Annotated in this window: 26 protein-coding genes; 11 read left to right on the top strand and 15 right to left on the bottom strand. The window is 69.8% G+C overall.

Features of this window, described 5'->3' with window-relative positions:
* Nucleotides 1-338 precede the first annotated feature (338 nt).
* A complete protein-coding gene (locus HS048_RS35380) occupies nt 339-998 on the top strand; it encodes a hypothetical protein (protein ID WP_196470203.1) in 660 nt (219 codons plus the stop codon).
* Between the two features lie 1,114 nt (nt 999-2,112).
* The gene (locus tag HS048_RS35375) at nt 2,113-3,300 is read left to right on the top strand and encodes an ISAs1 family transposase (RefSeq protein ID WP_196470154.1); all 1,188 of its coding nucleotides are present in this window, start codon (nt 2,113-2,115) and stop codon (nt 3,298-3,300) included.
* A 203-nt stretch (nt 3,301-3,503) separates the two neighbouring features.
* On the opposite strand, the gene HS048_RS35370 is transcribed toward HS048_RS35375, so the two are convergent.
* A complete protein-coding gene (locus HS048_RS35370; protein WP_196470202.1) occupies nt 3,504-4,304 on the bottom strand; it encodes a hypothetical protein in 801 nt (266 codons plus the stop codon).
* A gap of 314 nt (nt 4,305-4,618) precedes the next feature.
* Here HS048_RS35370 and HS048_RS35365 point away from each other — a divergent pair, with 314 nt between their 5' ends.
* From HS048_RS35365 to HS048_RS35355, 3 genes are all read left to right on the top strand, one after another.
* Nucleotides 4,619-5,236, top strand: a complete 618-nt coding sequence (locus tag HS048_RS35365; RefSeq protein ID WP_196470201.1) for a recombinase family protein — start codon at nt 4,619-4,621, stop codon at nt 5,234-5,236.
* Nucleotides 5,233-5,727, top strand: coding sequence for a hypothetical protein (locus HS048_RS35360; protein WP_196470200.1), 495 nt, complete (start codon nt 5,233-5,235; stop codon nt 5,725-5,727). The genes HS048_RS35365 and HS048_RS35360 overlap by 4 nt, the downstream gene beginning before the upstream one ends.
* Nucleotides 5,728-5,827: 100 nt before the next feature.
* Complete coding sequence (locus HS048_RS35355) at nt 5,828-7,078, top strand: barstar family protein (protein ID WP_196470199.1); 1,251 nt, start codon at nt 5,828-5,830, stop codon at nt 7,076-7,078.
* A 55-nt stretch (nt 7,079-7,133) separates the two neighbouring features.
* Here the strand turns inward: HS048_RS35355 and HS048_RS35350 are convergent, their stop codons facing one another.
* The 4 genes from HS048_RS35350 to HS048_RS35335 form a co-directional block, all read right to left on the bottom strand.
* Complete coding sequence (locus tag HS048_RS35350; protein WP_196470198.1) at nt 7,134-7,901, bottom strand: plasmid pRiA4b ORF-3 family protein; 768 nt, start codon at nt 7,899-7,901, stop codon at nt 7,134-7,136.
* Nucleotides 7,902-7,944: 43 nt separating this feature from the next.
* Complete coding sequence (locus tag HS048_RS35345) at nt 7,945-8,790, bottom strand: pentapeptide repeat-containing protein (protein WP_196470197.1); 846 nt, start codon at nt 8,788-8,790, stop codon at nt 7,945-7,947.
* A gap of 363 nt (nt 8,791-9,153) precedes the next feature.
* Nucleotides 9,154-9,846: a response regulator transcription factor gene (locus HS048_RS35340; RefSeq protein WP_196470196.1), complete on the bottom strand. Its 693-nt coding sequence runs from the start codon at nt 9,844-9,846 to the stop codon at nt 9,154-9,156.
* Nucleotides 9,831-11,378 carry a sensor histidine kinase gene (locus tag HS048_RS35335; protein WP_196470195.1) on the bottom strand — a complete coding sequence of 516 codons (1,548 nt, stop codon included), beginning with the start codon at nt 11,376-11,378 and terminating at the stop codon, nt 9,831-9,833. Before HS048_RS35335 ends, HS048_RS35340 begins: the two co-directional genes overlap by 16 nt.
* A gap of 388 nt (nt 11,379-11,766) precedes the next feature.
* Here HS048_RS35335 and HS048_RS35330 point away from each other — a divergent pair, with 388 nt between their 5' ends.
* The 3 genes from HS048_RS35330 to HS048_RS35320 are packed head-to-tail and all read left to right on the top strand — an operon-like array spanning nt 11,767 to nt 14,223.
* Nucleotides 11,767-12,168 (top strand): hypothetical protein, encoded by a 402-nt coding sequence (locus HS048_RS35330; protein WP_196470194.1) that lies wholly within the window; start codon nt 11,767-11,769, stop codon nt 12,166-12,168.
* Nucleotides 12,137-13,768: a caspase family protein gene (locus HS048_RS35325; RefSeq protein WP_255529874.1), complete on the top strand. Its 1,632-nt coding sequence runs from the start codon at nt 12,137-12,139 to the stop codon at nt 13,766-13,768. Before HS048_RS35330 ends, HS048_RS35325 begins: the two co-directional genes overlap by 32 nt.
* 23 nt (nt 13,769-13,791) lie before the next feature.
* Nucleotides 13,792-14,223 carry a hypothetical protein gene (locus HS048_RS35320; RefSeq protein ID WP_196470192.1) on the top strand — a complete coding sequence of 144 codons (432 nt, stop codon included), beginning with the start codon at nt 13,792-13,794 and terminating at the stop codon, nt 14,221-14,223.
* Nucleotides 14,224-14,502: 279 nt separating this feature from the next.
* Here the strand turns inward: HS048_RS35320 and HS048_RS35315 are convergent, their stop codons facing one another.
* The gene (locus HS048_RS35315; protein WP_196470191.1) at nt 14,503-15,441 is read right to left on the bottom strand and encodes a hypothetical protein; all 939 of its coding nucleotides are present in this window, start codon (nt 15,439-15,441) and stop codon (nt 14,503-14,505) included.
* Between the two features lie 225 nt (nt 15,442-15,666).
* On the opposite strand from HS048_RS35315, the gene HS048_RS35310 reads away from it, so the two are divergent.
* Nucleotides 15,667-16,122, top strand: coding sequence for a hypothetical protein (locus HS048_RS35310; RefSeq protein WP_196470190.1), 456 nt, complete (start codon nt 15,667-15,669; stop codon nt 16,120-16,122).
* A gap of 141 nt (nt 16,123-16,263) precedes the next feature.
* Here the strand turns inward: HS048_RS35310 and HS048_RS35305 are convergent, their stop codons facing one another.
* From HS048_RS35305 to HS048_RS35270, 8 genes are all read right to left on the bottom strand, one after another.
* A complete protein-coding gene (locus tag HS048_RS35305) occupies nt 16,264-17,388 on the bottom strand; it encodes a tyrosine-type recombinase/integrase (protein WP_196470189.1) in 1,125 nt (374 codons plus the stop codon).
* Complete coding sequence (locus tag HS048_RS35300) at nt 17,388-17,795, bottom strand: DUF6283 family protein (protein WP_196470188.1); 408 nt, start codon at nt 17,793-17,795, stop codon at nt 17,388-17,390. The genes HS048_RS35305 and HS048_RS35300 overlap by 1 nt, the downstream gene beginning before the upstream one ends.
* Nucleotides 17,782-18,408 (bottom strand): hypothetical protein, encoded by a 627-nt coding sequence (locus HS048_RS39045; RefSeq protein WP_196470187.1) that lies wholly within the window; start codon nt 18,406-18,408, stop codon nt 17,782-17,784. Before HS048_RS39045 ends, HS048_RS35300 begins: the two co-directional genes overlap by 14 nt.
* Complete coding sequence (locus HS048_RS35290) at nt 18,405-18,719, bottom strand: hypothetical protein (RefSeq protein WP_196470186.1); 315 nt, start codon at nt 18,717-18,719, stop codon at nt 18,405-18,407. The genes HS048_RS39045 and HS048_RS35290 overlap by 4 nt, the downstream gene beginning before the upstream one ends.
* A gap of 17 nt (nt 18,720-18,736) precedes the next feature.
* A complete protein-coding gene (locus tag HS048_RS35285; protein ID WP_196470185.1) occupies nt 18,737-19,066 on the bottom strand; it encodes a hypothetical protein in 330 nt (109 codons plus the stop codon).
* 119 nt (nt 19,067-19,185) lie between these two features.
* Nucleotides 19,186-19,581 (bottom strand): hypothetical protein, encoded by a 396-nt coding sequence (locus HS048_RS35280; protein ID WP_196470184.1) that lies wholly within the window; start codon nt 19,579-19,581, stop codon nt 19,186-19,188.
* Between the two features lie 12 nt (nt 19,582-19,593).
* Nucleotides 19,594-19,941: a hypothetical protein gene (locus HS048_RS35275; protein ID WP_196470183.1), complete on the bottom strand. Its 348-nt coding sequence runs from the start codon at nt 19,939-19,941 to the stop codon at nt 19,594-19,596.
* A 101-nt stretch (nt 19,942-20,042) separates the two neighbouring features.
* Nucleotides 20,043-21,050: a tyrosine-type recombinase/integrase gene (locus HS048_RS35270; RefSeq protein WP_196470182.1), complete on the bottom strand. Its 1,008-nt coding sequence runs from the start codon at nt 21,048-21,050 to the stop codon at nt 20,043-20,045.
* A 103-nt stretch (nt 21,051-21,153) separates the two neighbouring features.
* Between HS048_RS35270 and HS048_RS35265 the strand changes: the two genes are divergently transcribed.
* Entirely contained in the window at nt 21,154-22,272 is a 1,119-nt protein-coding gene (locus HS048_RS35265) for a hypothetical protein (RefSeq protein ID WP_196470181.1), read from the top strand.
* 242 nt (nt 22,273-22,514) lie between these two features.
* Here the strand turns inward: HS048_RS35265 and HS048_RS35260 are convergent, their stop codons facing one another.
* Nucleotides 22,515-23,627 carry an IS30 family transposase gene (locus HS048_RS35260; protein WP_196470180.1) on the bottom strand — a complete coding sequence of 371 codons (1,113 nt, stop codon included), beginning with the start codon at nt 23,625-23,627 and terminating at the stop codon, nt 22,515-22,517.
* A 517-nt stretch (nt 23,628-24,144) separates the two neighbouring features.
* On the opposite strand from HS048_RS35260, the gene HS048_RS35255 reads away from it, so the two are divergent.
* On the top strand, nt 24,145-26,769 hold the full coding sequence (locus tag HS048_RS35255) for an FG-GAP-like repeat-containing protein (protein WP_196470179.1): 2,625 nt from the start codon (nt 24,145-24,147) through the stop codon (nt 26,767-26,769).
* Nucleotides 26,770-26,776 lie beyond the last annotated feature (7 nt).

The raw sequence follows: 26,776 nt of genomic DNA, 5'->3' as shown, positions 1-26,776 counted from the left end.
AGGAGCATCGCTTCATTACCGGCGGGCCGATGCGGGAGGACACCCCTTCCCTCAAAGTGATCGGTGGCCGATCAATCGTCAATAGCGATTGTGTGAGACACCATTCGAGGCGAGAAATCGCTTTCGCGCCGCGTGTAACACATTCGCGCGCACGGGAAATCGATCGTCCGGAAGTGGAGGCGGTGCGGGATGCTCCGACCCGGACGGCAGGCAGCGGGCTGCAGGCCGGGCCGGCTGGTAGGGCCGAGCGGCCGGGGCTCGGGCGCAGTGAGACGGCCTGCGCTGGACCGAGCCGAAACCCGCGTGCGCCTGGGCGGGTGGGCCCATAGGCTGCGCCCATGCTCCCCGACCTGCCATGGCCTTCGATGACCCACCGCGAGGCCACGGCCGAGCTGGTGCTGGCGGGCTGGACGACCTGCGGCGTCGGTGACTGGGCGATCGCCCTGCGCTCCCCCGACGGGCTGTGGGCGGCCAGGGTGTGCCCGTTCGACCCGGCCTACGCCGCCTTCCTCGAACTGTGCCGCCGCAGATCCGGCAACCCGTACCTGCCGACCGTCGCCTTCGACACGCCACTGGACGGCGGCGGCACCCTGGCCGTGCTGGAATTCCTGGCACCGCTCGAGGCGGCGCGGGCCCAGGAGGTCACCCGCCGGTGGCAGGAGGACACCGGCGATGCGGCCCTGGCCGAGGTACGACAGACCGCCGCCGCGATCGACGCCGAGTTCCGGGCCCGGACGCCCTGGTGGGACGGGATCGACCTGAACGCCGGCAACCTGCGCCGAGCCCTCGATGAGCGGGTGGTGGTCATCGACGTGTTCTGCATGGACGGCGCCTCCGTCTACGCGCAGGTCCTCCAGGACGCCGCCGTGGTCCGCGCCGAGCTGCCCGACAGCCGTCACATCCTCGACATCCCGTACATCGCCCGCGAGAGCACTCCCGAAGAGATCCATGCCCTGCGCACCGCCTGGCATCGCCCACCGGATCTCCGGGGAGGCTGAGGGCCGACCGCGCCGGCGAAGCCGTCGAGGTGCTCGGCGTGGTGGGCTTTCAGCCAGGTGCGGTAGGCGACCACCGTGTCGGCTGCCAGGCACACCGGGCCAGGTGGGTCTCGAAGGCGGCCAGCGCCTGCTCGGCCGCGGCAGCACCGCGGTGCCCGGATGCGCGGGCCGGGGCGGCAGCCGGGTGCTTCCCGGAAGCGCCCACGATCGGCCCCCGCCTTCTTATCCGGGGAGCGACCTCATGTGGACGGAGACTGCTTTCGCGGCGGCGAGCCCATCGGTGGGCCAGCCAGGCCGACTCGACCGGCGCCTTCCGAGGCTCGGCGCTCTTGTCCCCGGCCGACCGACCGGGGACAAGAGGCAGTCGAGCGCCTCCCCGATGGCAGCCCTGGCATCCAAGAGATCGGAGTTGCCGGGAGGAGTGGGCACGCGCGGGCCGCGGGGCTAATGCGCCGTACGGCAGGCGATTGCTCAAGTGCGATAAGCCCGGGGTCCGTACAGCATGTTGGGCAGGTCAGATGCGGCCGAGCGGCACTACCGAGCTGAACGAGCGGTGGTCGCCGATGAGTCGGTCTCGTGGGTGGTGGTCTTTGATGAGGACCTGGAGTTGCATGTCGAGGCGTGCGCGTACCTGGCGGGGCTGCGCGGGGCGGGCCGGGCCGGGCGTTCAACACCGAGAAGACCTACGCGGGCCGGATCGCCTTGTATCTGTCGTACTGCCGAGGTCATGGGCTGGACTCGGTCAGCCCGAGCACCCACTCCTCACCCTCCCGTTGGACTTCGTTCCAGATCTCACCATGGATCGCCCCGGCCTGATCGTTCCCACGGTTTCTCCCGGTCTCCGTGCTGTGGGCCGCGCCTGGGTCCGTCACACGACCAGTTCAGCGGCCCTCGTAGGCGGCGATCACGTTCAGCTTTTGCTGTTCGGGTCAATCAGCAGGTAGTGGCCCGATGTTAGACGCACAGGCAAGGCGGAGGCGTTCTCGGCTGGTGAGACGGTCGCAGCCCTGCACCGGGCCAGCAGTGGAGGGCACCCCGATACGTAGATGACAAACGCGACCCCTGATGATCGTCGGTGTCTAGCCAGTCGATCAAGAACAGGGGCCGCGTTCGCGTGCCATCATCCCCGATCGACGTGCTCGCCCGCCACTGCGAGCACGCCGCAACAGCCGATCCATGGACCGACCTGCCCATCCTGGCCGAGGTCCTGGACACCCTGCCCGACCCGCGCAGCCGCCGCGGACGCCGCTACCGACTCGGCCCGCTCCTGGCCCTGATGCTGCTCGCCGTCCTGGGCGGAGCCACCTCCATCGCGGCGATCAACCGATCCATCAGCGGATACGACCCGGACCTCCTGTCACACGCCGGACTGACCGGCACCCTCCGCCTGGCCACCAGCACCCTGCGCAGGCTGCTCGCCCGCCTGGACGGCGACACCCTCGATACCGCCATCGGCACCTACCTGGCCGCCCTGGCCACCGACAGCCCACCCGCCCCAGGCCCGCCCACCGGCCGACCTCCACTGACCGGACTGGCCATCGACGGCAAGACCCTGCGCGGCAGCCGCACCACCGACGGCACCGTGCACCTGCTGGCCGCCGCCCGCCACGACACCCAGACCGTCGTCGCCCAACGCCAGGTCGCGGCCAAAAGCAACGAGATCGGCGCGTTCACGCCGCTGCTGTCCAGCCTGGACCTGGCGAACGTGGTGGTCACCGCCGACGCCCTGCACACCCAGACCGAGCACGCCCGCCAGATCCTCGCCGCCGGCGGCCACTACCTGCTCATCGTCAAGGGCAACCAGCCCACCCTGCACCGCCGGCTCAAGGCCCTGCCCTGGCGAGCGGCCATCCTGAACGACCGCACCGACGAGCGCGGCCACGGCCGCCGCGAGATCCGCCGCATGAAGATCTGCACCGTCCGGCCCGATCTGCCCTTCCCCCACGCCAACCAGGCCATCCAGGTCAAACGCCGCCGCACCGACCACCGCACCGGCACCACCACCATCGTCACCGTCTACGCGATCACCAGCCTGCCGCCCGGCCGGGCCACCCACGCCCACCTCGCCACGCTGATCCGCGGCCACTGGAGCATCGAGGCCCTGCACCACATCCGCGACGTCACCTACCGCGAGGACGCCTCACGCGTCCGGACCGGCGCCGCCCCACGGGTCATGGCGAGCCTGCGCAACCTGGCCATCGGCCTGGCCCGTCTGATCGGCTGGACCAACATCGCCGCCGCCACTGATCACTACCGCAGCCATCCCGCGGACGGACTCCAGCTACTCGGTCTCAACACATGAGAACGCTCCGGCCCTGGTCCGGTAGCCACTCCTTGTCATTCTCCCCGGATAACTCTGCTTATCCGGGGAGCAGTACTGGGAGCTGCCTGAATAACGTCGGTTGTGACTTTCGGTGGTAAATGACGCGGCATCGTCGCTGCTATGTGGCGCCGACGGCAGGGGATGCTGCGGCCTGGACTAGCTCGCGTCGCCCGTGATGTCGGTCAGCTCGTCGATGAGTCGGAAGAGGTAGGGCTCTCGAGGGCGGAGAACCGTGCGACGACGTGAGCACTGGCCCGGCTCTTTCCCTCGGCGAAGTTGGATACATCCACCACAGCCACTGAGCTGTCCCAACATCCCAGCTTGACGCGACCGTCGTCATAGACGAACAGCTCTAGACCAGTGGGCCACTCGTACTTGTCGAGTCCCCAGCTTTCTCGTCGGAAGACGCGAGGATGACCATGCCTCAGTTGCGGTTCAGCCTCTTCGGCCTCTGTTCCGGCACTGTTGTGAAGTTCGTCGAACCAGCGCAGGAAGTCGGCGACGGTCCCGATCGTGGCGATACGCTCATGAAGCGCCCGCTGATCGTGGCCGGGCACGAAGAGACCTCGACTGACTTCGGTACGGCATCCGCATGCGCACAGGCGGCGGTCCAAAGGCGAGTCCAGATAGGTGACGGGATTGCGCACCCCGCTGATCGGTGAAGGTTTCCCAACGTAGGCGTCGAAGACGGGATGCCCCTGGTGCAGGATGGCGCCGTTGATTACGCGGCGATCGGGCCGGCCCTCCACCGGCACGATCTCGTGGATTTCGACGGCGAGTACCACCTTGTTGCCGTTGTTCTGATCGGGGGCTGAGAACAGCGCATACCGCTCCCGGTCCGCCCGTGCTCCCAACACGTAGTAGCCGTGATTGAGGTCATAGATCTCTGAGGGCGTCATCTCTGCCGAGTAGCCGTATCGGGTGCGTCCCAGCGCGTCATCGGCCGCACATGGCTTGGCGTCGGTGAGGGTGATATGGATCATGGATAACCTCCAATGCTTGGATGCTTATCTATCTATGTATAGAGTGCCACGGTCAACCGATACCTGCAATGGCTTGGTTGCCCACCTATCTACTTATGTCGGCCATGGTCACAGTGTGAGAATCGAACGGATTCCGGCGGATGCCCGGGCCCGATGGCAGGGGTTAGCCAACTGTTCCACTTCCAAGGAAGTGGAACAGCGCCTCGCCCCTGGTCGGCAGGGGCCGGAAAACGGCCTCGAACCGTTCCGGAAGTCGTTCCACAAAATGTGTTCCACAAGGACCGTACGGAGATGGCTTCCGGTACGATCTCGGCATGCCCTCGGCTATTGATCACCCCGCGCGTGGTCTCGAGCTCGGCTACGCCCGTGTCTCGACCACCAAGCAGTCCCTGGAGCGTCAGCTCGACGCCCTGACCGCCGCCGGCATCCCGGCCGAGCGCATCTACACCGACAAGAAGACCGGCGCCAGCATCGAACGCGAGGGCCTGGCCGCGCTGCTGGCCTACGCCCGAGCGGGCGACACGATCGTGGTGCACACCCTGGACCGGTTCGGCCGCAACCTGCGCGAGGTCCTCAACCTGGTGCACGACCTTTCCGAGCGCGGCGTCGGCGTGCGCTCCCTGGCCGACCCGCTGCCGATCAACACCACCGATGAGGGCATGGGCCGCATCGCTTTCCTGCTACTGGCGCTGTTCGCCGAGATGGAGCGCACCTACACCGCCGAGCGCGCCGCCCACGCCCGGGCGGTGGCCGAAGCGAGCGGCCGCCGCGTCGGCCGGCCCGTCGCCCATCCGGCCGACAAGATCGAGTACGCGCGGCTGCTCAAGGCCCAGGGCGAATCCTTGGGCACGATCGCGGCCAAGACCGGCATCCCCAAAACCTCCCTGCACCGCTACCTGGGTTCTGCAGCTCCCGCCGGAGAACGCCGATGACCAGCCGGCTCACCCGCACGGGCGGCGCCTTCGTCAACTTCGACAACCGCACCTACCGGTGGGTCGACATCAAGCGCTTCCGGCTGCCCGAGGCGGCGATCGACGACCAGGATCTGCTGACGCTCTTGATCGCACACGGGTCGTACGGCGACACCTACGCCACCGACCCCGGTGACGATCCCCACCGGCACGGCCCGTACTGGCGCACCCGCAGCACCTCCGGCTGCTTCGAGGCCACCGACGCCGACACCGAAGAGATCCGCTTGCGCACCTGGGCCGAGGAGCACGCCGAACTGCCTGGCCGCCTGCACGCCGAGCTGGACCGGGAGCTGTATCGGCCGTTGCGAGCCGCCGGGGCCGTCTACCGGCTGCGCGACCTGGGCGAGGACTCCTTCCACGACTGGGGAGGAGTGCTCGGGCCGTTTCACGAACTCGTCCTGATCGACCGCACCGCCGGCGAACTCGCCTTGATCGTGGCAACCGACGACTGACGCAGCTCCAGGGCCAGCCGGTGCCGGCACCCCGGCCAGCCGTCCGCGGCAGAAAGGTAGGGTCCCGGCCGGTGGTAGATCGTCTCGAACCGGAGGCCGGATGGAGCAAGCATGGGCCTGGGAGCAGGAGATGCCGCTGCGGTGGCTGCTGATCGACGAGGGCAGCAGCGGCGTGGACGGCTCCGACGTTGCGCTGGCGCTGTGCGCCGACATCGACGGCTTGTTCGTCGATCCCGAGCCGCCCCGGGCCGCAGAGCACTACACCCTGATCGGCTGCGATCCGGCCGGCCCCCTGCGGGAGGCGCTTGCCCATGCCGGCACCGACCGGGCCTGGCTGAGCGACATCGTGCTGGACCCGGTGCACGACCCCCGGCAGCCGCCGCCGCAAGGCTGCCAGCCCTACAACCCCGGCTGCTCGTGCATGGAAGAGCTCTTGGACGTCACGGTGCTCGGGCGGCGCCCCTCAGCGGCAGGAGCCGATCTCGTCGACGTCGACCTACGCGGGCATCTGCGCATCCTGCCGGAATACGGATGGCCACCGGCACAGCCGCCCGCCGCGCACGCGTTCACGCTGACCGGCAACCACGATGGGCCGGCGCTGGGCACCTGTCGGCAGACCGCCGGAGTCTTCCAGGAGCGCCCGCGCCCGCCGGTGCGGCCGGTGACCCTCCTCGGCAGCCGGCCCGCCGCGCCGCTACAGGCCCTGATGGAGCAGCGATCGGCTCGGCGACGCCACCTGCGGGCGACCATCCACACCGTCGACCGCAGCGGGCACGCGGTGGACACCGGTCGGATGGTGTCGGCCACCGTGATCGGAGCACGCCCCTCCCGGCTGGGCGCCGGCCTGGTCGACGTCGTCCTCGACGACGGGCTCGACGAGCCCCTGCCCGACGGGGCCCGTGTGATCTGGGAGCTGTGGCGCACCGGCCGCCCGGACCGGCCCAACCTGTGGGCCGGCCACGACCGGGCACTGCGGCACCAATGGTCCGGCGCCGCCCTGCGCCACCGCCGCTCCGGGCGGCCCGACCGGCTCGCCGGGAGCACCTTCTGCCTCGACGGCCGCTTCGTCACCGACATCGAGGGCTTCTACTGCGCGCTGGGCGAGGCGATCAACGGTCCCGGGGGCTATTTCGGCTGGAACCTCTCCGCGCTCGACGACTGCCTGCGCGGCCGGTGGGGCGCCATGGCGCCGTTCCGGCTCATCTGGCACCACGCCGAGGTGGCCCGCCGCCATCTCGTACCGGGCTATGACCGTCCGGCCTACACCCAGCGGACCTGGGGCCCGGCGATCACTCTGCAGGACCTGCTCGCCATCCTCACCGAGGGCCGGGTCGACGTCGACCTGCGGTGAGAGCCTTGTCCCGCTTGACGATCACGGCCACGTAATGACGAAGACCCACCGCCATTCACCGATGAAAGCCACACACCCCTAAAAGACCTTGCTGGACCGTCCCGGAAACGATCGATTTTGGGACGGCTTCGGAGGGCTCAACGCAGGCCTCGCTGTCCCCAAAGAGTTCTTCGCCGCCGGGGACGTCGTCGGCCTGGCCGATGGGCAGCGGCGGTTGCTCACCCGGCGGGCTGCCGACGTCGACGGGCTCGCCGTACAGCTCGGTGCGGTTCTCACCGCGGCGGGCGTTGAACTGCGCCAGGCGTTCGGTGAGCTCGGCCTCTTCGACCTTGCGGGCCTCGGCCTGGCGGGCCAGGTGGACGGCGAGGTCGGCCAGCTCGGCGTTGACCGCGTCCTTGTCCCAGGCCGCGCCGTCCCACCGGCTGGCGCCGAGGACGCGGCGGGCCTGCTGGTACTTCCAGCCCTTGCGGTGGCGCAGCGCGCGCGGGTGCTCGGCGAACCCCTCGGGGCCGCCGCTGTCTTCGGGCGGGCAGGCGCGGCCGCCGGCGCTGCAGCGCGGGTAGGCGACACCCTTGGCCGGGCGGTGGATCTTCTCCATCTCGATGTCGTGGTCCCAGTGGTCGCCGAGGTCGTAGCGGTAGGCCAGCCGAGCCCCGGCCACCGGCAGCAGCCGCTCCAGCGTCACGTCGGACTCGCTCCGGCCGCCCTCGCCGTATGCGATCCAGTCCTTGACGAACACGTGCAGGTGGATGTTCTCCCAGCCCATCGCCGCCTGAATGCCCTCTTTGGCAGGCTCAGGTGACAGCCGGGATCCCCGCTTCATCGATTTCTGCCTCTCCTCCCTGAGCCGTGGTGATGCCCGCCGCTCAGGAGAGATTTCCCTGCGCGTGGTCTTTCTTGGCTACGTTCGGACCTGCGGAGTCGTGCTCGGACAAGGACAGGCAATCGGCTGGCGCGCCAGCCGGGATGCTGAGGGCCGGGTCGGCCCAGGACGCCGGCAGACCGATCACATCAGTGAGAACCACACCTTCAGGGCGGGGGCCGGGATCGCGGACGCGGGTCAGGTCCGCTCGGGTCAGGTCCGCTCGGGTCAGGTCCGTCCGGGTCAGCCTCGCGCGGGTCAGCCTCGCGCCGAGCAGAGTCGCGCCGGTCAGGTCCATGCTGGTCAGGTCCGCACCGGACAAGTTGATGCGAGCACCGGGCTGGTCATGGTCGAGAATACGGCGGCCGATAACGGTGAGCGCGGCCTGGACATCGGTGCGGGTCTTCCGCTGCGGGGGTAGAGCGGCGCCCGGCGCTGCGACGGTCGTGGCATCTGCATCTGGGAGGAAGCCCGGTGCTCTGTCGTGGGAGTGCTCGCGGATGAAGGCGGCTAGCACTTCCATGATGGCGGGGTGGTCGCGTGCCGAGTCGCGGGCGATACGCTCCAGGGCGTAGATGCCGCCTAGCCGGATCTCCAGCGAGGTTCGGTTGCCGAGTTGTTCGATGGCCCTGGTATAGCGATCGGTGACGTGGCCTTGCTCGCCGAGCTGGAAGGTGCGTCGGGCGGTGTCGGCGTTGCGGGCGGTGTAGTACACCGCGACCAGCGCGATCAGGCCGGTGACAATGGCCAGCGTCCGGCCGCGCACCGCATCCAGCGCCGCCGCCCGATCTTTCGCGGCCGTCTCGCCGGTGAACTCGGTCTTGGCGATGCCGTCGAAGTGCTCCAGCACCCAGGCCGTACCTGGGCCCAGCACCCAGGCGAGACCGACGAGCAGAACCAGCCCTACGCCCAGACCGACGATCCGGCCCCACCGCCAAGTGCGAATGCCCCGCAGGAGAGCACGCCACCATCTCATGCCGCAACGCTGCCGGGCCGTGGCGATGCCGGGACGAACACGGGTGCGGTGTCGGGCGATCGTGACCCATCTGGGTGGAGGTGGCTCCGCGCCAGCCGGATCGGCCCGCGACCCTGGATTGCGATGAGCCCTTGCCGCACCGGCATCTCCAAGCCTGTCACCTCCTGGCAGCCCTCATCAGCGCGGAGGGCGCCTATCTCTTCTCGATACATCCGCTGGAACTGATCCATCCGCACGTCAGCCGTTCGCCGGACGACCGGTGCGGTTCAGCCAGGTCACCACCGCCAGCACCCGTTTGTTCCGTTCGCTTCCGGGATCCTTTTCGTCTGGAATGAGCTTCCGGAAGATCTCCGAGATGTGGCGCTCGATCACTGGGATGGAGAGTCGTATCTCGGTGGAGATGCTCTTGTTCGTCCATCCCGCGACCATGAAATTGAGGATGCGCAGCTCGATGTCACTGAAAGCCGCTACCCCGGCCTGCTCGCTGCGGAGGGATTCCACCACCTCGATGGCGATGTCCGCGTCCACGACCGAGCGGCCCTGTGCCACACGGCAGATGTCCGCGTACAGGCTGACGGGCGTCACCCGGTCCTTGTAGAGGAACCCGAGCGGACCCCGAGGAATCTTCTGGGCGGCTCTGCGCGCGTAGTGGTGCCGTAGATCTTCTTCGTACCCGGACATGATGATGATTCCGAGATCGGGGAATTCCTCGCGCAGCTGCTCGGCGACCCGGATTCCTTGGTCGGTCAGGCTAGGCGGCATCCGCAGATCCACGATGACCACATTGGGCGGGTCGGCGCGAACCTGTTCCATGAAGGCGTCCACACGCTCCGAGCAAATGGTCACCTCAAGGCCGCGATCTTGCAACGAGTTGCGCAGGCTGGTACGCCACAACTCGTTGTCGTCGATTATCCCTATGCGAAATCCCATCGCGCCACCACTCTCGTTCCTTCGCCAGCGGCACTCGACATCTCGAAGATGCCGCCGCTGTCTTCGATTCGCAGGCGCACACCCGCGATCCCGGCTCCCGCCGGATCGGCGGCGCCGATTCCATTGTCGGTCACCTCAAGGACGAGCAGATCGCCGAACTTGGCCAACCGTACGTGCACGCTCTGCGCGGAGGCATGCTTGAATATGTTGAGCAGTAATTCTTTTACCGCATAATAAAGGACTTCCTCCAAGCGGCCGAGATCCATGTCGTGGATGTCGGCATCGACGCGCAGGTTCAGCTGATCGGCGATGTTCGCGACGGCGGACCGCAGCCCGCCTGTCAGTTCCGAAGGGCGGTAACCACGAGTGGTGGCGCGAATCTGGTCGATGGCCTTGTCGATCTTCTCGCACACCGCGCTCAGGCCGTCGGCTACCGTGCCCGGATGAATGCTCGCTTGAAGGCTCATTACATCGATTCGGGCGGCGTAGAGCGTTTGCTGCACCCCGTCGTGCAAGTCTCGGGAAAGTGATCTGGCTGCCAGTTCGCGTTCATGCACGAGTTCTTGGCGGGATGCGGCCAGGTCGGCGACCCGGGCCTGAAGGGTCGCCTGCAGCTGGGCATTTGCGATGATGCCGTACGCGACGGATCGGATCTCGTCCATCCGGCGCCAATCACGCAGCATCGCCGGGTGCCCGACGATGACGGCGACTGGTTCTCCGGTACCCGATACAACGTACTCCTGAGAGTCGCCGAAATGGCTGTTGATGTCATATGGGCGCCCGTCCGGACACACGTAAGCGCTTGCGGGCGGATCCCAGTAGAAAACCTCAAGCGTGCGGTCGTCCAAAGCCTGCCGCAAATAGTCCTGTACGGCGGCTGGAGTCGCCAGATACGGCAGGTCGTTGAGCAACCTCGACTGGAGCAGCAGCCGAGCCACCAGGGAGGCGAGCAAGCTCAGTAGCAGCACCGTCATAATCAGGCCGAGCAGCGAATAGGCGTGATACAGACTGAACGAGGGGACCAGCGCCAAGGCTGTGCTGACGATGGCGGTCAGTACAGCGAGGATGATCGAACCGATCGCGAACGGAAGCAGCGCCTTCCGCTCAAACGGGTTCTCGTCCGCGACCCTCCGGAACTGAATCCAGCACATCCACACCGCGATGCCGCACCATCCGGCGCCCAGCACCGATGCCAGTGTCTGATGCACATCAGGATCGGCGTGCAGAGTCGGCCACCACGCGCCGGGAGTGTACTTATTCCATTCCGGTTCGGAAAGGAGGCCTTGTAGGGTAGTCCCCATCACGATGAAACAGAACGCGACGGCGAGCCAGGATTTATGCTCACGGGTCAGGCGCTTGTTCCGATATTTCAGGACGCCATACCCCAGCGGGAACGTATAAATTCCCGAGGCCAGCATGGATATGAAGGTGAATGGGCCTCCGAGGACATCTACCCCCGTCATGGAAAACGCGAAACCGGCAATGATGAAGCTTATTCCTGTGGCGAGTTGGTCTTGGACGCGGATAAGCATGACGCCGGTCGCAGTAAAGGCTGCAATGACGACCGTCTCGATGGTTAGGAAGTACGGATTCCGATGAATGAGCGGACTCTGACTGAGGACGACAAGGGCGGCCGCTCCGCAAGCACTTAGTAACACAAGTACCCATACTTGGATAAAACGCCTACGGGGCCCGCCTAGTACAAGGGTTCCAGGATCGGCTGACATCAATAATCAGCCTGAATGTTCGATTCACTCCTCGTCAAGCCTGGAGTGCCATCGCTCTGGCGATGGCTTTCCATCACATTCGCCCTGTTGTCCATCGTTGATGGATTTGATCTTTGTGTGTGCGGATGACCCGGGAGAGACTGCGTGGAACGCGACAAGAACAAGCACGAAGATCCAACGGGAGGATCGTACCTTGCACGAATTCACCGCAGAGCTCACGACGGCCGGTGTGGTTGAGATCCATGTCAGCCTCCTGCCAGAGCCGGGATCGGACGCGGAGGAACTGGCGCAGCTCACCGATCTCCTACGCGAGGAACTACTCGAACTGGACGTCGGATCCCTGCGGTATCCAGACGGGCCGGCCCTTCCCGATACCGCCAAGGGGAGCGGCGCGGTCCTGGGTGCTCTGATCGTTCAACTGGGCGCCTCGGACGGGATCAAGAGTGTCGTGGCTGCCGTACGCGGCTGGTCCGCACGGATGAACAGAACCGTGGAGATCAATATCGACGGGGACGTGCTGAAGATGACGGGAGCCACTGCGGACCAGACAGGGAAGATCATTGATGCATGGATCGCCCGGCACGCCGAACACTGATCAGAAGCGGGGCGGCAGAGCGGCGTTGCTGGTGGCCACGATGGCTTACGGAGACCGGCAGCTCAGCCGGTTGCGCGCCCCAGCCAGGGACGTACGGGACTTCGCCGCCGTGCTCGAGGATCCGGCGATCGGCGGGTTCTCCGTCACGAGGGTGCTGGACAAGTCGGCACATGAGGTTCGCCTGGCCGTACAGGACTTCCTGCACGGGCGGACCGTCGACGATCTGGTTCTCATTTATCTGTCCTGCCACGGTGTGCTCGACGACTTCCGGCGGCTGTACCTGGCGGCGACGGACACCCGCAAGGACCGTCTCGCCGCGACAGGACTGGAGGCCGCGTGGCTGCTGGATCTCCTGGAGCACTGCCGTGCCCGGCGGCAGGTCCTCATCCTGGACGCGTGCTTCAGCGGGGCGTTCGCGCATCGAGCCAAGGGGTCGGTCGATCTCGGACTGCGTGACCGATTCCTTGGCCAGGGCAGGGGCCGGGTGGTTCTGACCGCGTCCACCGCGACGGAGTACTCGTTTGAGGGCGTTCCGCTTGACGGGAGCGAACCGTCGGGGTCGGTGTTCACGACCGCCCTGGTGGAGGGGTTGCGCACCGGGAGGGCCGATGCGGATCAGGACGGTCTGATCTCTATCGACGAGGCGTACAGGTACACATTCGACGAGGTCCAGGCCGCGGGTGCCAAGCAGACGCCGCAACGATGGTTGTACGGGGGGGCAGGGGACATCATCCTCGCCCACGTCCCCGAAGGCCGGCTCGGCGACCACATCCCAGCCCGATCGCGGGCGGTAGTGCGCCGGAACCGCGTGCGTGGGTTCGTCCGCGGACGCGCGCGCCGCCACAAGATCGCCTTCCTGTCGGCGAGCGCGCTCCTCGCCACAATGACGTTCGTCCTGTTCGACCAGCGTCCGCTCCAAGGAGCGCAACCTCGGCCCTCGCCCACCGTAAACGCTACCGACCTCGTCAGCCACACCATCGACTGGAACCTGCTCCCACCGGCACCCGCGGCCACGGGCATCGACAGTTATTCCGTCGACTTCAGCGCCTCCGCCTCCGGGTGGACGCGCCGGCAGAACGGAATCGGGGAGGCGACATGGTCGTCATCCGGGCTGACCACGACCGTGCCGCAGAACACGCGGGTCTTCGTGCTCCCGGTGCCGGACGGCCCTCGAGGCGGTAACCGGGAGAGGATCAGCGCCGTCGCCAAGCTGAGTTCAGGCCAGGGTGTCTGGGGCCTGTGGTGTCGGGGGGTCGATGCGGCAGGCCGGGCCCGCTACAGATTCCTGCTCAGCCACACAGGATCGGTCAGGATCCTCTCCGTGGGCGGGGAGGAGACCGACGAGACGGGCTGGTGGGTGATGAAGGGCGTCGACATGAGCCGCCCCGTCGAGCTCGGCGGGTCCTGCATCGACACTCCCGACAACGGCCCGGTCCAGCTGCAGCTCTACATCAACGGTCGCACGGCCCTGACCTACCGGCCTCGGCAGATCCTCGGCCCGGGATTCTCCGGCGTCGAAACATCCGGCTTCAAAGACGTCCCAGGGCCCATTGCCAAGGTGACCTTCGCGTCCCTGCGGATTCAGGACTCCATCAGTTAACCCGTTCTGGAAGGAATCAGACCATGCGCAAACACATCGTCTCCGCCACCCTGTCAGCCGCCTTGCTGGCACCCTCCCTCCTCCTCGTCTCGGCAGGCGAGGCGGCCGCTCGGAGCGCCGTCAGCTGTGACGGCTGGAGCTTCACCAAGTCCAAGAAGTTCCACGGCCGTGTCGTGGTGCTGTTCAAGTGCAACGACAAGCCGCTCTGGGTCGGACGGGTCGCCAACGCGAAGTCGGGCGACTACGTCTGGCTCCGCTCCTCGACATGGCGGGGATCGAACGCGTCAGTCGCCTCAGGGTCCACACAGATGGACACCCAATGGACGACCAGCCAGACGTCGGAGTACATGCAGGCCTGCGCAGTCGTACAGGGCCGCAGCGGCAAACGGTGTACGAAGACCTGGGCGCATGACCCGTCGGACGGTGACCGGACGATGACCACGATTCCACGGTGACCAGGACACATCAGCTCGGGATCGGTGTCCTGGAGTGAACTGCTCGAGGTCGTACATGCCCACCCGGGCGAATCAGCAGGGCTCCGGTGAGGGCCCGGTACTTCCGAAGCTGCGGCCAGGGGAAAGTAGCGGGCTGACCGGACAGAACTTGAGTCCTGTCCGGTCAGAACCCCCTGTTAGCCCTTTTCGGCGTACGTGGTCTGCCCGTCGGCCGCCTGGCGGCGGGCCCGCTGTCCTGGCGAAGGGTCGGCCGCGACCCGGCGATCAGGCGCTATCCGGCTATCGGCCGAGCCCGGGTCCGCGGTTCTGCTTCCGGTTGGGGTCACGATGGGAGGGGGTCCGGTACGGTTCGGCGCTGCGTGTGATCGTGCCGGGTGGCGGGGCGCCGGGCGAGCGCAGGAGTGCGGCGCGGTGCCGGTCCGACATCGCGGCCTGGCGGCGGGCGTGCTCGGCGCGGGCCGCGTCCTCGAGCGCGCGCTGGTCGGGGGTCAGGTCCAGGCGGCGGGCGTGTTCGGTGCGCGCCGTCGCCAGCTGCCCGCGCGCCTGCTTATGGCGCTGCTCGGCGTCGGCGGCGGCCGCGGTGCGGGTGACACGGTCGGCGCGGCGCGCGGCGGCCAGGCGCTCATCCCAGGCGCGGGTGAGCGCGTCGTGCTCGGTGAGCCTCGTCGTCCAGGTGTGGCGCGGCGGGGCGGCCGCGGCCGCGCTCTGGGCCGCGTCCTGGAGCGCCGGGCGGGCCAGCCAGAGCTGCTCGGCGCGCTCGGCGACGGCCTGCAGGCGCTTGCGCAGGGCGGGCAGGTGCTGCTCCTGCAGGCGGCGGAACTCGGCGTTGTTGGCCGGCACCAGGCGTTTGAGGCCGCCCAGTTCTGCCAGGCGCTTCTTCCCGCGAGCGATCTTCTGCTGCAGGTCGTGGCGCCGGTCGCGGAGCTGGTCCAGGGCGTCGTCGAGTTGCTGCAGCCGCGCACCGGTCTGCTGGGCGCGGGTGATCTGCTCGGCGGTCCGGGTGAGGGCGTCGCGGCGCTCGCGCAGGGCGGCCGCGTGGGGCCCGTCGGAGCCGGCGGCGAGGTCGTGCACGACCTGGTGGGCCTGGCGGGCCGCCTCGGCGGTGGCGCCGGCTCGCTCGGCGAGGGTGGCCAGGCGCTCATTCAGCTGCTCGGTGCTCAGCAGGCCCAGCCCGCCGGGTGAGCGCTCCAGGGCGGCGAGCGCGTCCTCGGTGAGCATGCGGTCCCGCAGGCTTTCGGTGAACGCGACGGTCTCGGCTTCGATCGCGGCGAGCCGCTGCCGCGCATCGGGCGACTCGGTCGGCTCGGTGGCGTGCGGGGCCCGCTCCGGCGGGGTGCCCGCCAGCTCGGGGGCGCGCTCGCCGACGGGCTCGGTGGCGATCGGGGGCGGCTCGGGGGTCAGGAACCGGTCGGCGCGATCCCCTTGTTCTTGACCGGGGCGGCGATGACGTTGCCGACCGGCCAGATGGCACCGCGGCAGTACCTGCTCGATGCCGGCGAACGGCTCCTCGCCCTTGCCGACGCCCCCAGGTGCCCGGTAGACACCCCTTTCATGGACGGTATGGACCTGGCCGAGGTTTTTCGTGACACCGGGATCACCCCGGCTCCGGGAGAAGAGCTTCTTCGCAAGGGCGGAGCGAACTTGTGGAGGGGCAAAGAGGCGGTGGGCGGCCGGCTCTGGTTGACCGGCGACTGGCTGGTGTTCCGCTCGCATGCGGTGAACGTCCAGCGGGGTGTCTGGGCCTGGCCGGTCGGTGAGATCGCCTCGACCGCGCCGGTCAACACGCTCTTCATCGTGCCCAACGGCTTACTGGTGATCATGAATGGCGGGGAGCGGGTCCGGTTCGTCGTGACTCGGCGCCGGGCATGGATGGCCGACATCGCACGGGCGAGAGGCTGACGCCGGACGGCGAGGTCCGGTGACCCGGAACCCGACTGGCGTTTTGAGCCGCCCGGGGCGGTGAGCGTCGGCGCGGGGTCGGTGGGACCGGACAGGTCCTGCACGCGGTGCAGTCCCCGCCCGCACTCGCGTGAGGCGCGGTCACGGCCCGGCTTTGCCCATGGGGTCGTCCCGCCAGCGCTCGGTGCTGCGCACGTAGGCGTTGACCGTGGGGGAGGGGGGTTTCCACCGGCCCTGTGCGGCGATTTTCGCGGTCGGCACGCCGTGCTCGGCCAGGGTGGTGGCGCCGCCGGCGCGCAGGGAGTGCGCGCTGTAGGCGTCGGGGTCGTCCAGGCCCGCGCGCCGGGCGGCGTTCTTGACCAGGGCGGCGATGACGCTGGCGGTCAGCCGGGTGCCGCCGCGCCCGGCCCAGCCGGCCTCGCCGCCGATGCGGCCGAAACGATCGACCGGGCGCAGCAGCGCCCCCGAGGTCAGGCCGCGGGTGCGCAGCTCGGCCAGCCCGGCCTGGATGGTGCGCACCGGGCAGGTGTCGGGGTGGGAGCCGTAGGGGACGGCCACGATCGTGCCGGCGGCGTCGCGGTCGGTCTTGGACAGCGGGATGAACACCTTCAGACCCTGGGGCACGACGGCCAGGTGCTCCCGGTCGACGGCGGCCGGTTCGGCGCCGCGGCCCATCAGCGCGAAGCCGAGCAGCAGCGCGGTCCGGTCGCGCAGCGCGCTCAGCCGCCCGGCCGGGTCCGGCGTGTCGTCGACGGGCGTGGCGGCGATCATGCGGTGCAGCACGTCGATGGTGATCGGCGGCGCCTGGCGGGTGCGGTGGCCGGCCTGGGCGCGTTGTCCACGGTAGGCGTGCAGCGCGGCCCGGGCCTCGGCGCTGGACGGTTTGTCCATGCCCGCTTTGGTGTGCGCCGACAGCACGCAGGCCAGCACCTGGTCGATCGTGCTGGGGGCGGGCGGGGCGCCGGTGCGGGTGGGCGTGGTGGTCAGGTGGGCGATGAAGCTGGCCAGGGTGGCGGAGGTGGCCGGCATCGGGGTGCGGCCGGTCTGGGTGCACCCGGTGAGGTAGTCGGCCCAGGCACGGGTGTAGGCGCGGGTGGTGTTGGCCGCGGGGGCGGCGGCGATCAGCGCGGTGGCCTCGGCGCTCAGCGCGGCGTCGGCGGGGCGCTGTCGGGTGGGCCCGTGCAGGATTCGGCCCTCGAGCGCGGTCGTCGCACCAGCGCGGGCGGCAGTCTGGGCGCGCCGGGCCGCCGGGGATCGGCCGCCCATCACTCCTCGCCCTCCCTGCCGGGGCCGTCCTCGTCGGTGAGCGCGCGCCGGCTGGTGGCGGCGTGGGCGTCGAGCATCTCCAGCCGAAAGGAGAACAGCTGCGGCCCGTCGGCGCGCGGCCGCAGCGCACGCGCCGGAAGTCGCCCGTCGGCCAAGGCGTCTCGCACGCCGGGGTGCTCGGCGCCTTCGACCTGCAGCCAGCCCGCGCACAGCTCCACCGGTGTGCGCTCGCTGGCATGGCAGCCGACCGCATCGGCGCCCAGCGCGGTGTGCTCGCCGATCCCGACCAGGTAGGCGCTGATCGCGCCGTAGTGGTAGAGCTCGGCGTTGCGCACTGTCCAGGGGCAGCTCCGGCAGGGACTCCGCCGGTAGGAGATCGCATCAGCGCCGTGATCAGAGGTCGGCACGTCTGCCACCGGACCCGGGAAGAGACCTCGGCACGGCCGTCGCCTCCGCGCTCGTGCGTGCCCGGTCCGGCGCGCCGTCGGCAACGGAGGGAAGCGGCCGGCCCAGCTCGACGATCGCCTCGGTCGGCAGGCCGTGACGCAGGACGGGTTCGTTGTCCTGCCAGCCGACGTGGTCGACGGTGAGAACCGCATCGCTGGCGCGGGCGGCCTGCGGGGCTCGCCGGTAGGCATCGGTGGGGGGCACCCCCACATACGTCAGCCCCCGCCCGTCGGGCAGCGTGGAGTCGATCACGCGTCCACCATGGTCGACGCACCAGGCGTGGTCGAAACCCAGCGGGTCACCCGTGGTCAGCACCATGCCCTCCACGTAGATCAGATGCTCATGAGCGCCGGCCAGGCGGCTGGCCGAGGCGAAGCAGCTACCCGGCGGATCCGGGGGCAGGTGCGCGGGCCGCGGAGCCGGATCGAAGACGCGCCCGTGCTGCAGCAGCAGCGCGGCGAAGCTGGCGTGCCGCCAGGCGGCCCGTGCGGTGGCGTGCGCGGCGGCCCACATCCGCGCCTGGGCGGTGATCCCGGCCATCAGCTGGACCAGCGGAACCTCGGAGCCCGTCACGCCGGGCTCCAGATCTCCTCAAGATGGGTGTTGACGTCGTCCAGCAGCGCGTCCAGGCGCGGGCCGGAACCGGGGCTGAGCCGGCCGCCGGAGCGGGGAGCCACGCGCACGCCCGCGTCCAGCAGCTCGCCGCGGGTCAGCACGACGTGCCGGACGCCGCCGGCCAAGACGTCGTCGGGGACCACCGGCCGGACCCGGCCGCCGGCATCGATGGCCAGGACGGTGCGGGCGGCGGCGGGCCTGTCGGCATCGTGCAGGAGCAGGGCGCAGGCGTGGGTGCGGGTGATGCGCGGAGTCCGGGTACGGGACATGGTCGGATGCCTTTCCGTCAGCAGAACGGGTGGTCGAGGAACGGCACGCCGCCCTCGCTCCGGTAGGAGATGTGCTGCCTGGCGTGGGCGCGCATCGGCTCGGTGCTGGTGGCGGGCCGCCGGGTGGCCCAGGCCAGGAACTCCTCGGCGGTCTCGGTGCGGCCGTGCTCGGCACGGATGACGACGCCCGGCGCCGTCAGGAGCTCCGTCCAGGCCGCGACCGTGGTCAGGCCCCGCTCGGGGTGGGCGCGGAACAGGAACTCCCAGCCACCGGTGTGCTTGCCGATGTGCAGGCCTTCCTCATGGGGACCGGTGCCGGGGGTGGTGGCGGAGCAGTTGCCGCTCATGCGCGGGTGCCTTTCTGAGGGAAGGGGAGCGTTCGGTCAGGTCGGGCAGAGCGTCTGCGGGCGGCGGACCACGGCTTCTCAGAGGGGTGCGGCGCGGTGCTCGTATCGCGGTGTTCTTCCTAGCATGCCGGTCCGTACGCGGCACCGTCGTCGTAGAGGCGCTCGCCGGTGCTGTCCGGGTCGACGGCGTGCGGGTCGGCGCCGTAGGTCGCGCCGTCGTCGTAGATGCCGGTGGTGTCGTTCATCGCCGTGTGCCTTTCGGCGATGGCGGGGCGCTCGATGCAGATGGCGCGGATCGCGGCCGGGGCGATGCGGGAGCGGCTGCCGTAGAAGTCGACGATCACGGTGCCGCCGGGGCCGGGCCCGGCCAGGGCGCCGACGCCGCTCCCGCCGAGCCGGTCGGGGAAGGTGAAGCGCACCCGCTGCCCGGCGTACAGGGCGACTCCGGCCGGGTGGGTGCCGATCGCGACGGGCGGCGGCGCCGGATCGTCCGGCAGGCGAAGCAGGAGGTCCATCGGGTCGTCCTTTCATTCAAGGGGCGTCGAGGCTGCTGAGGAGGGCCCTCGCGGGTGCTCCGGTGGCCCGGGGCGCGGAAGGGCGTCGGGTGAGCCGGCGGTGGGCATCGGCGGCTCCGTCGCGGGGACGGCGATCGCGCAGGAGCGGGCGGGATGGTCACGCGGAGGGGACGTGCCGGGCGCAGGGACCGATCGTCCGGCGGCCGATCTCGTGGCCCCTGCCCGGCCTCCGTGGCGGTGCTCAGGGGCGTTTCCGGCGGCGGAGGCGATGTCGATGGCGGGGATGGCGGCGGGGTAGCGCTCCATGCGCGCGTGGGCGGCCCGGGAGGCCTGCTCCAGGACGGTGGTCTCGTCGCTCATGCGCACTCCTTCGTGTCGTTGCGGGCCCGCGGGGCCTGGTGCAGGGCCGGATGGTGTGAGGCGGGGCGCGGCGGCAGCGGTGACTGCGCCCGGCGGGACCGTCACAGGCCGATGCCGTGCAGGGGGTTGTCCTCCCAGCTGTCGATGATCTGCATGTAGCCGAGCATCTCGCGGCTGTTGCGGGTCCAGCCGCCCTGTTCGGCGATGGCGACGGCGTCGTGCTTGGCGCGGCGGGCCTCGGTGGCCATGCCGGCGCGCAGCCCGTGGGCGGTGCGGTGGCCCAGATCGGCGGCGGCGGCCAGGGCGGTGACGATGTCGCCGACGCCTTCGGCGCTTAGCTGGTCACCGAGGTTGCCGTGGCGGTCGATGCGGGGGAAGGCCGCACCCTCGGTGCGGCCGCGGTCGGCCAGCCGGGTGGTCCAGGCGCTCCAGGCGCGCACCGGGCAGGTGGCCAGGTGCTGGCCGTAGGGGACCTTGGGGAAGCGCTCGGTGCCGGTCTTGGACCAGCGCACGTGCACCTCCAGGCCCTCGGGGACCTGGCGGACGTCGCCCAGGTGCAGGGCGGCCAGCTCGCTGCGGCGGGCGGCGATGGCGAAGCCGAGCAGGACCAGGGCGCGGTCCCGGGCGCCGGCCAGGGTGGCGGGGCAGGCCGCGGACATGGCGCGCAGCTCGGCGATGGTGAAGGCGGTGGCCTTGCCGCGGCCGCGGCGGCCGGGCTCGCGCATGATGTCCTTGCGGGCGACGCTCAGCGCGGTGCGGGCGGCGGCCGCCACCGCTTCGTCCACGGGGTGGCCGGCGGCCTTGAGGGCGCCGCGCAGGCCGGTGACGCGCCGCTCGATCGTCTTGTAGGCCTTGCCGGTGGCGGCCAGGTGCTCGACGTAGCGGACGACGCTCACCGGGGTGAGCGGGTAGCGGTCGTAGTGCCGTGCGTCGCAGAAGCGGATCCAGGCGCGCAGGTCGTCGGCGTAGGCGCGGCGGGTGTTGTCCTCCAGTGCGCGGGCCAGGTAGGCGCGCACCGCCTCCAGGTCCTCCGGCGTCGCCAGAGAACCGCTCCGCCCATCATCCGATGATGCGATGAGGGCGTTTCGATCGTCTTCCTGACTCCGCATAAGGCGATGCTATCCGGAGTCAGCCATGGCGGCAAGATTCATTCCGTCTCGATAAGAAACCTGTTTCTCATGAAACGGAACGATCGCTGCTAGGGTGGACCGCGTGACCGACCCCGCCGCCCCGCCCGCCGACACGCCGGACGTGGTCCCGCCCTCCCCGCAGGCCGAGACGCGCCGGTGCGCCGGACCCGGCTGCGCCAACCCGCTGCCGCCGCCCGCGCTCGACGCCGACGGCCGGCCCCGGGGCGGCCGCCCGGCCAAGTACTGCTCGACCGCCTGCCGGACCGCCGCCCACCGCGCCCGCACCGCCCACGCCACCCCGGCGCTCGGCGAGGCCGTGGCCCGCGCCGAGGACCTGGCCCGCCCGCTGCTGGAGGCCGGCCAGCGCTGGAGCGCCGCCCTGACGGAGCTGACCGACCGGCTCCAGGCGCTCGCCGACGGCGCGCTGCGCCAGGCGGCCGCCGCCGAGGACGCCGCCGAAGAGGCCCGCGCCGCGACCGCGGACGCCGAGCAGCGCGCCGCCGACGCCGAGCAGCGCGCCGCCCGGGCACTCGCCGCGGCCCGCGCCGACCGCGACGCCCGCGCGGCGGCCGACCACGACGCCGACGCCGCCCACGCGCGCGCCGAAGCCGCGGCCGCCGCCGAACGCGACGCCCTACGGGACCTGGCCGACCAGCGGGCCGCCCGCGCCCGCGCCGAGACGGCCCGGGACGCGGCGATCGCCGCCCACGACGAGCTGGCCGAGCGGTTGCGCGCCGCCCAGGACGCCGCCGAGCAGGCCCGCTCCGAGCTCCGCGCCCACGAGCGCCTGCTGGCCGAGGCCCTCCACGATGCCGCCGAGCAGAGCGCCCGCGCCGACCGGCTGACCGACCAGCTCGCCGCGGCCGTCGGCCGCGCCGGGCGCGCCGAGACCGAGGCCGAGCGCCTGTGCGCGGAGCTGGCCGAGCTGCGCGCCGCGGCCGAACGGCAGCGCCGCGACCACGACGCGCAGACCGACCGGCTGCGGGCCGAGCTGGACCGGGTACGCGAGCAGGCCGCCGGGCAACAGGCCGACCTGGCGGCCGAGCGCGCCGCCCATGCCGCCGCCCGCGACCGGGTGAAGGATCTGCGTGCGGACGTCGAGCACGCGCGTGATCAGCTCGCCGCCGCCGAGGCGCTGGGCCGCGCGGCCAAGAGCCCGCATGGTCCAGCGGACCTTGGCAGCGGTGGCGAGCGTGCCTGACGAAAGGGCCATGCCGTTCCGGGACGATCGCAGAGCCGGGCTGTCTTGGTCTGGATCCGTGAGCGCCGGCGAGCCCACGGTGGAGAGCGTGCGCGCCTACCTGCTCGCTCAGGCCAACGGTGCGCTGCAGCGGCCGAGCATGTACGGCGGGGAGGTCGCCATCCGCCTCTACCTGGACGCGGTCGCGGTCGCCGTCGCCTGCGGCGCCGAGCAGGCATGGGCGGCGGGCATGGACCTTAGATTCAAAGAGTCAAGGCAACACATTGGGCCGGGGTTCGGTAGCCGAGGCACCTACGGGGGCGGTTGTTCAACCGGGCGGCCAAGGCGTCGAGGTCGGCTTGGCTGTACAAGCCCAGATCGGTGCCCTTCGGTAGATACTGCCGGATCAGCTTGTTCGTGTTCTCGTTCGTGCCCCGCTGCCATGGGCTGCGCGGTGCCGCGAAGAAGACGTCGACGCCGGTCGCGTCGGTCAGCAGCCGGTGACCGGCCAGTTCCATACCGCGGTCCCAGGTCAAAGTGCTGAGCAGACGAGTATCCATCCGTGAGAACGCCTGCTGCAGGGCGGGGATGACCGTCGTGGTGTGGCGGCTGGGCAGCGCGACCATGGTCAGGTAGCGGGACTTGCGGTCGACCAGCGTCGCGACCTGGCTGTTCTTGGCTCCGACGATGAGATCGCCTTCGAGGTGGCCGAGCTCGGTTCGAGCATCGGCCGCGTCAGGTCGTTCCTCGATCGGCCGTGCCCCGGTGATCTGGGAACGCCACTGGCCCTTGACCGTGTTCTTCTTGTTCTTGCGGATGGGACGGCGCGTGCGCAGCTTGGTGCACAGCTCCCGCGGGATCACTTTCCACCGGGTCGTGTAGATCGCGCGGTAGATGCTTTCGTGGCTGATCCGCATGAGCGGGTTGCCGGCGTGCATCAGCCGCAGATGTCCCACGATCTGCTCCGGGGACCACTCGTTGTCGAGCAGTTCGATCACCAGCCGGCGCAGCACCGGGTTGTCCTGCAGGACGGACGGCTTCGGACGACGTGCCTGTTCCTGAGCACGTTGCTCGGCGGCGACCGCCCGGTACTTCACTCGGCCGCCATTGCGGGCGACCTCCCGGCTCACCGTGGATGCCGGCCGGCCGATCGACACGGCGATCGAACGTAGTGAGGCTCCAGCCTCGAGGCGGCGAGAGATCGATTCCCGGTCCTCGGCGCTCAACCGGTCGGCCCGGCGCACCCGCTCGGCCGGCGCGATGCCGCCATGGTGCTTCAGCACCGTGAAAACTGATCCCGGGGGCTTGCTCAGTGCTCGGGAGATCACGCTGATGGAGTCACCGGCACGCCACCGCCGCCACAAGTCCTCTTTCATCGCGTCCGACATTCCCGGCCGACCCATCCGAGCCACGATCCACCCATCCACCAGCAGCGTTGCATTGATCGTCTGAATCTAAGGAGCACACCAACCGTTGAGCGGCCTGGACGCCTCGCCCGGTTGTAGCCCACCTCCAATCGGCTACGCCGATGGTCGGGAGCAAGGTGGGTGGGATGGCCCCGGGAGGCCGCCCCACCCGTCGCGTTATCCCGTCATTATCCCGCAGACAGCGCACGCTCCACGCGGTCTCGGTGAGGGCGCTGCTGGGGCTGAGCCTCCGTGACCTTGGTGTCATTCGCGTTCGTCCTCGGCGCCACCGTCGGTCGTGAGGAGGTGCTCCACGCGGGCGACGAATAGCCGAAGCACCGAATAGCCGGAGTACCGCGTTGGTTGACAAGGCCGACGCTGGCTACACCGATTGATGGATCAATCTTCCATCTGGCGGTAGATGCCTGAAGCAGCTCATCTCGTTATTTTTCGACGAGATTCTGTCCTGCTAGAAAAAGGCGGCTCAATGGCTCGTTCTCGCCGGTTCGGCTGGTTATGCGTCATCACGATGATTCCGTTTGGAACCGTGACGGGCCTCGCGCCCGCCAGCGCGTACGCCGCGACCCCCTGCATTGCCGCTGACCTCTACGCGCACCGGACGGTGACTCCCCCGACCATCACCGCCGGAGCCAGGTTCGGCACGACCTCGGTGAGCGGTGACTTCAACAAAGACGGTTACGCCGACGTGGCCGTCGGCGCGCCCACCGACACCGTGGGCGGCGTCGCGGGAGGCAGTGTGACGGTGTTCAAGGGGTCGGCCAACGGCTTGAGCACCCCGGGCACCCGGCTCACCGAGACCAATGCGGGCGGTGGCATCGAGGCTGGCGACCGGTTCGGCGCTGCGCTGGCGGTGGGCGACTTCAACAAGGACGGCTACGCCGACCTCGCCGTCGGCGCGCCCGGAGAAGCGATCGGCACGGCTGCGGGGTCTGGGGCAATCGCCGTCTTCTCCGGCGGGCCGAGCGGCCTGTCCGGTGGCAAGGCGTACGACCAGACCACGGGCGGCGGTGGAGACGAGGCGGGCGACAATTTCGGCACGGCGCTGGCCGCCGCCGACCTGAACGGCGACGGTTACGCCGACCTGGCCATCGGCGTCCCCGGTGAGATTCCGCACCAGGAGACGACCAAGGGCGGTTCGATCTATGTGTACAAGGGCTCTGCCAGTGGCATCGTCAAGGGCTGGGATGCCAAACAGGAGAACGCCGGTGGCGCGACGGAGGCCGGCGACCGGTTTGGCGCCGCGCTCGCGGCCGGCAATGTGACCGGCAGCGCGCATGCCGATCTCGTGATCGGCGCCCCCGCGGAGGCGCCGGGCGCCGACCCGGCCGGCAGCGGCAGCATCTACGTCATTCCTGGCGCGGCGGTGGGCAAGGCGGCCGGGTTCGGGCTGACGCAGGAGGGCAACGGTGGTGGCAACGAAGCCGGCGACAACTTCGGTGCCACGCTGGCCGTAGGTAACTTCGACAAGGACGGCTACACCGACGTGGCCGTCGGTATCCCGGGCGAGGTACAGGGTGCCGACGTCAAGAGCGGCTCGGTCGTGATCCTCCCCGGGGCCGCGACCAAGCTGGGCGCGGCATTCTGGTTGCAGGAGGGCGGCGCGGCCGAGCAGGCGGCCTCCAACGACCGGTTCGGTGCCACGCTGACGACCGGCGACGCCGACCACGACGGCTACGCGGACCTGGTCATCGGCGCGCCGGGTAAGGCGTACGGTCCCTCGGGAGCGGGGGTGGCCTTCCTATTCCGCGGCCACGCACGGCCCGCGAACTCCACGGTCAGCCTGACCACCGGTCGGCGCCTCACCCAGATCGATGCCGGTGACACCAATGAGGGTGGCGACAACTTCGGCTCCTCGGCCGCGCTCGCCGACGTCAACGGCGACGGCAAGGCCGAGGCCGTGGTCGGCGCGGCCGGCGAAGGACCGGGCTCGCAGGCCACCTCCGGCACCGCGACGGTGTTATCGAAGCTGGTCCCGGCGGCCTCGGCGCCCGTGCCCGTCGAGTCGTACGCGGCGACGGCTGTGCTGCAGGCGTCCCCGGTAGAGGGCGCGCAGCTCGGCACGATCGAGTACGCCTACACCGACAACATCGGCCGCCTTCTCCACGGCCATCAGCCTGATCCCGACAACTTCAACTCCGTGCAGTGGACGGTGGTGTCCAGCGCTGAAGCGTACACCGGGCGGCCAGGGCTCGGTGAGCAGGGCGACGGCAGACTGACGATCACCGGCCACAACGCCGCAGGCCCGGTCTGGTCGCTCGCGCAGGCCACGAAGAACCCGCCCGCGTGGGCGGCGTGGCTCCCGGACAGCCTGCCGATGGCCTCGCATTCCACGATCGGGAAGCTGGAGGACGGCCGTCCCGTAGCGTTCGCGGTGGATACGCAAGGGGTGTTGTGGGCGTTACCGCAGACGGCGGCGGGCGGGCCGTACACCTCGTGGATCAGCCTCGGTGTGGCCGGGCTCGCGGACGCCGCGCCTTCGGTGGCCACGGTCAGCGGCGGGATCAGGCTGTTCGTGCTCGACGCGAACGGGGTGCTGCGGACGATGGTGTACGCGAACGGGGCCGTCACCGGCTGCACGAGCATCAGCGAGCCCGGGTTCACCACGACCCCGGCAGTGGTGGTCTACCCCGGCAGCAAGGTCCGGCTGTTCTCGCGCGGCGCGGACGGGACGATCATCACCAAGCAGCAGGACGACGCAGGGGCATTCCCCGACGCCTGGGACCAGGTGCCCGGTCTCACCGCGGTGGGGATGCCGTCGGCCCTGATCAGCCCGCTGAGCGGCAAGACCGAGATCGTGGCCCGTGGCGCGGAGGGGGCCGTCTACAGCACCGGCGAGACCGCGCAGGGCTCCGGCACGTGGCGCGAATGGGCGCGCAAGACGTTTGAACCGGACGTGAGCGCCACTGACCCGACCGCGTTCCCGTACATGAGCATCAACGGTTCCTCGTGGGCGTTCGCGTTCCGCACCGACGACAACCAGACGCGGGTGTACTACGTGCCGACATCGCTGGCGGCCGCAGCGGAGCGGGACGCGGTGCTTCAGGACGAGGTGACGTTCGTGCCGGAAACGCTCCCAGCACCACCCGAGTAGCGGTCAG

It is taken from the genome of Planomonospora sp. ID91781 (assembly GCF_015711595.1).
Lineage (GTDB): Bacteria > Actinomycetota > Actinomycetes > Streptosporangiales > Streptosporangiaceae > Planomonospora > Planomonospora parontospora.
This window is presented reverse-complemented; position numbering and strand designations above follow the sequence as displayed.

Coding starts and splice junctions, on each gene's coding strand:
- HS048_RS35380 (WP_196470203.1), top strand. CDS start 339: ATGCTCCCCGACCTGCCATGGCCTTCGATGACCCACCGCGAGGCCACG.
- HS048_RS35370 (WP_196470202.1), bottom strand. CDS start 4,304: ATGATCCATATCACCCTCACCGACGCCAAGCCATGTGCGGCCGATGAC.
- HS048_RS35365 (WP_196470201.1), top strand. CDS start 4,619: ATGCCCTCGGCTATTGATCACCCCGCGCGTGGTCTCGAGCTCGGCTAC.
- HS048_RS35360 (WP_196470200.1), top strand. CDS start 5,233: ATGACCAGCCGGCTCACCCGCACGGGCGGCGCCTTCGTCAACTTCGAC.
- HS048_RS35355 (WP_196470199.1), top strand. CDS start 5,828: ATGGAGCAAGCATGGGCCTGGGAGCAGGAGATGCCGCTGCGGTGGCTG.
- HS048_RS35350 (WP_196470198.1), bottom strand. CDS start 7,901: ATGAAGCGGGGATCCCGGCTGTCACCTGAGCCTGCCAAAGAGGGCATT.
- HS048_RS35340 (WP_196470196.1), bottom strand. CDS start 9,846: ATGGGATTTCGCATAGGGATAATCGACGACAACGAGTTGTGGCGTACC.
- HS048_RS35335 (WP_196470195.1), bottom strand. CDS start 11,378: ATGCTTATCCGCGTCCAAGACCAACTCGCCACAGGAATAAGCTTCATC.
- HS048_RS35325 (WP_255529874.1), top strand. CDS start 12,137: ATGCATGGATCGCCCGGCACGCCGAACACTGATCAGAAGCGGGGCGGC.
- HS048_RS35320 (WP_196470192.1), top strand. CDS start 13,792: ATGCGCAAACACATCGTCTCCGCCACCCTGTCAGCCGCCTTGCTGGCA.
- HS048_RS35315 (WP_196470191.1), bottom strand. CDS start 15,441: ATGCTCACCGAGGACGCGCTCGCCGCCCTGGAGCGCTCACCCGGCGGG.
- HS048_RS35310 (WP_196470190.1), top strand. CDS start 15,667: ATGACGTTGCCGACCGGCCAGATGGCACCGCGGCAGTACCTGCTCGAT.
- HS048_RS35305 (WP_196470189.1), bottom strand. CDS start 17,388: ATGGGCGGCCGATCCCCGGCGGCCCGGCGCGCCCAGACTGCCGCCCGC.
- HS048_RS35290 (WP_196470186.1), bottom strand. CDS start 18,719: ATGTCCCGTACCCGGACTCCGCGCATCACCCGCACCCACGCCTGCGCC.
- HS048_RS35285 (WP_196470185.1), bottom strand. CDS start 19,066: ATGAGCGGCAACTGCTCCGCCACCACCCCCGGCACCGGTCCCCATGAG.
- HS048_RS35280 (WP_196470184.1), bottom strand. CDS start 19,581: ATGGACCTCCTGCTTCGCCTGCCGGACGATCCGGCGCCGCCGCCCGTC.
- HS048_RS35275 (WP_196470183.1), bottom strand. CDS start 19,941: ATGAGCGACGAGACCACCGTCCTGGAGCAGGCCTCCCGGGCCGCCCAC.
- HS048_RS35270 (WP_196470182.1), bottom strand. CDS start 21,050: ATGCGGAGTCAGGAAGACGATCGAAACGCCCTCATCGCATCATCGGAT.
- HS048_RS35260 (WP_196470180.1), bottom strand. CDS start 23,627: ATGAAAGAGGACTTGTGGCGGCGGTGGCGTGCCGGTGACTCCATCAGC.
- HS048_RS35255 (WP_196470179.1), top strand. CDS start 24,145: ATGGCTCGTTCTCGCCGGTTCGGCTGGTTATGCGTCATCACGATGATT.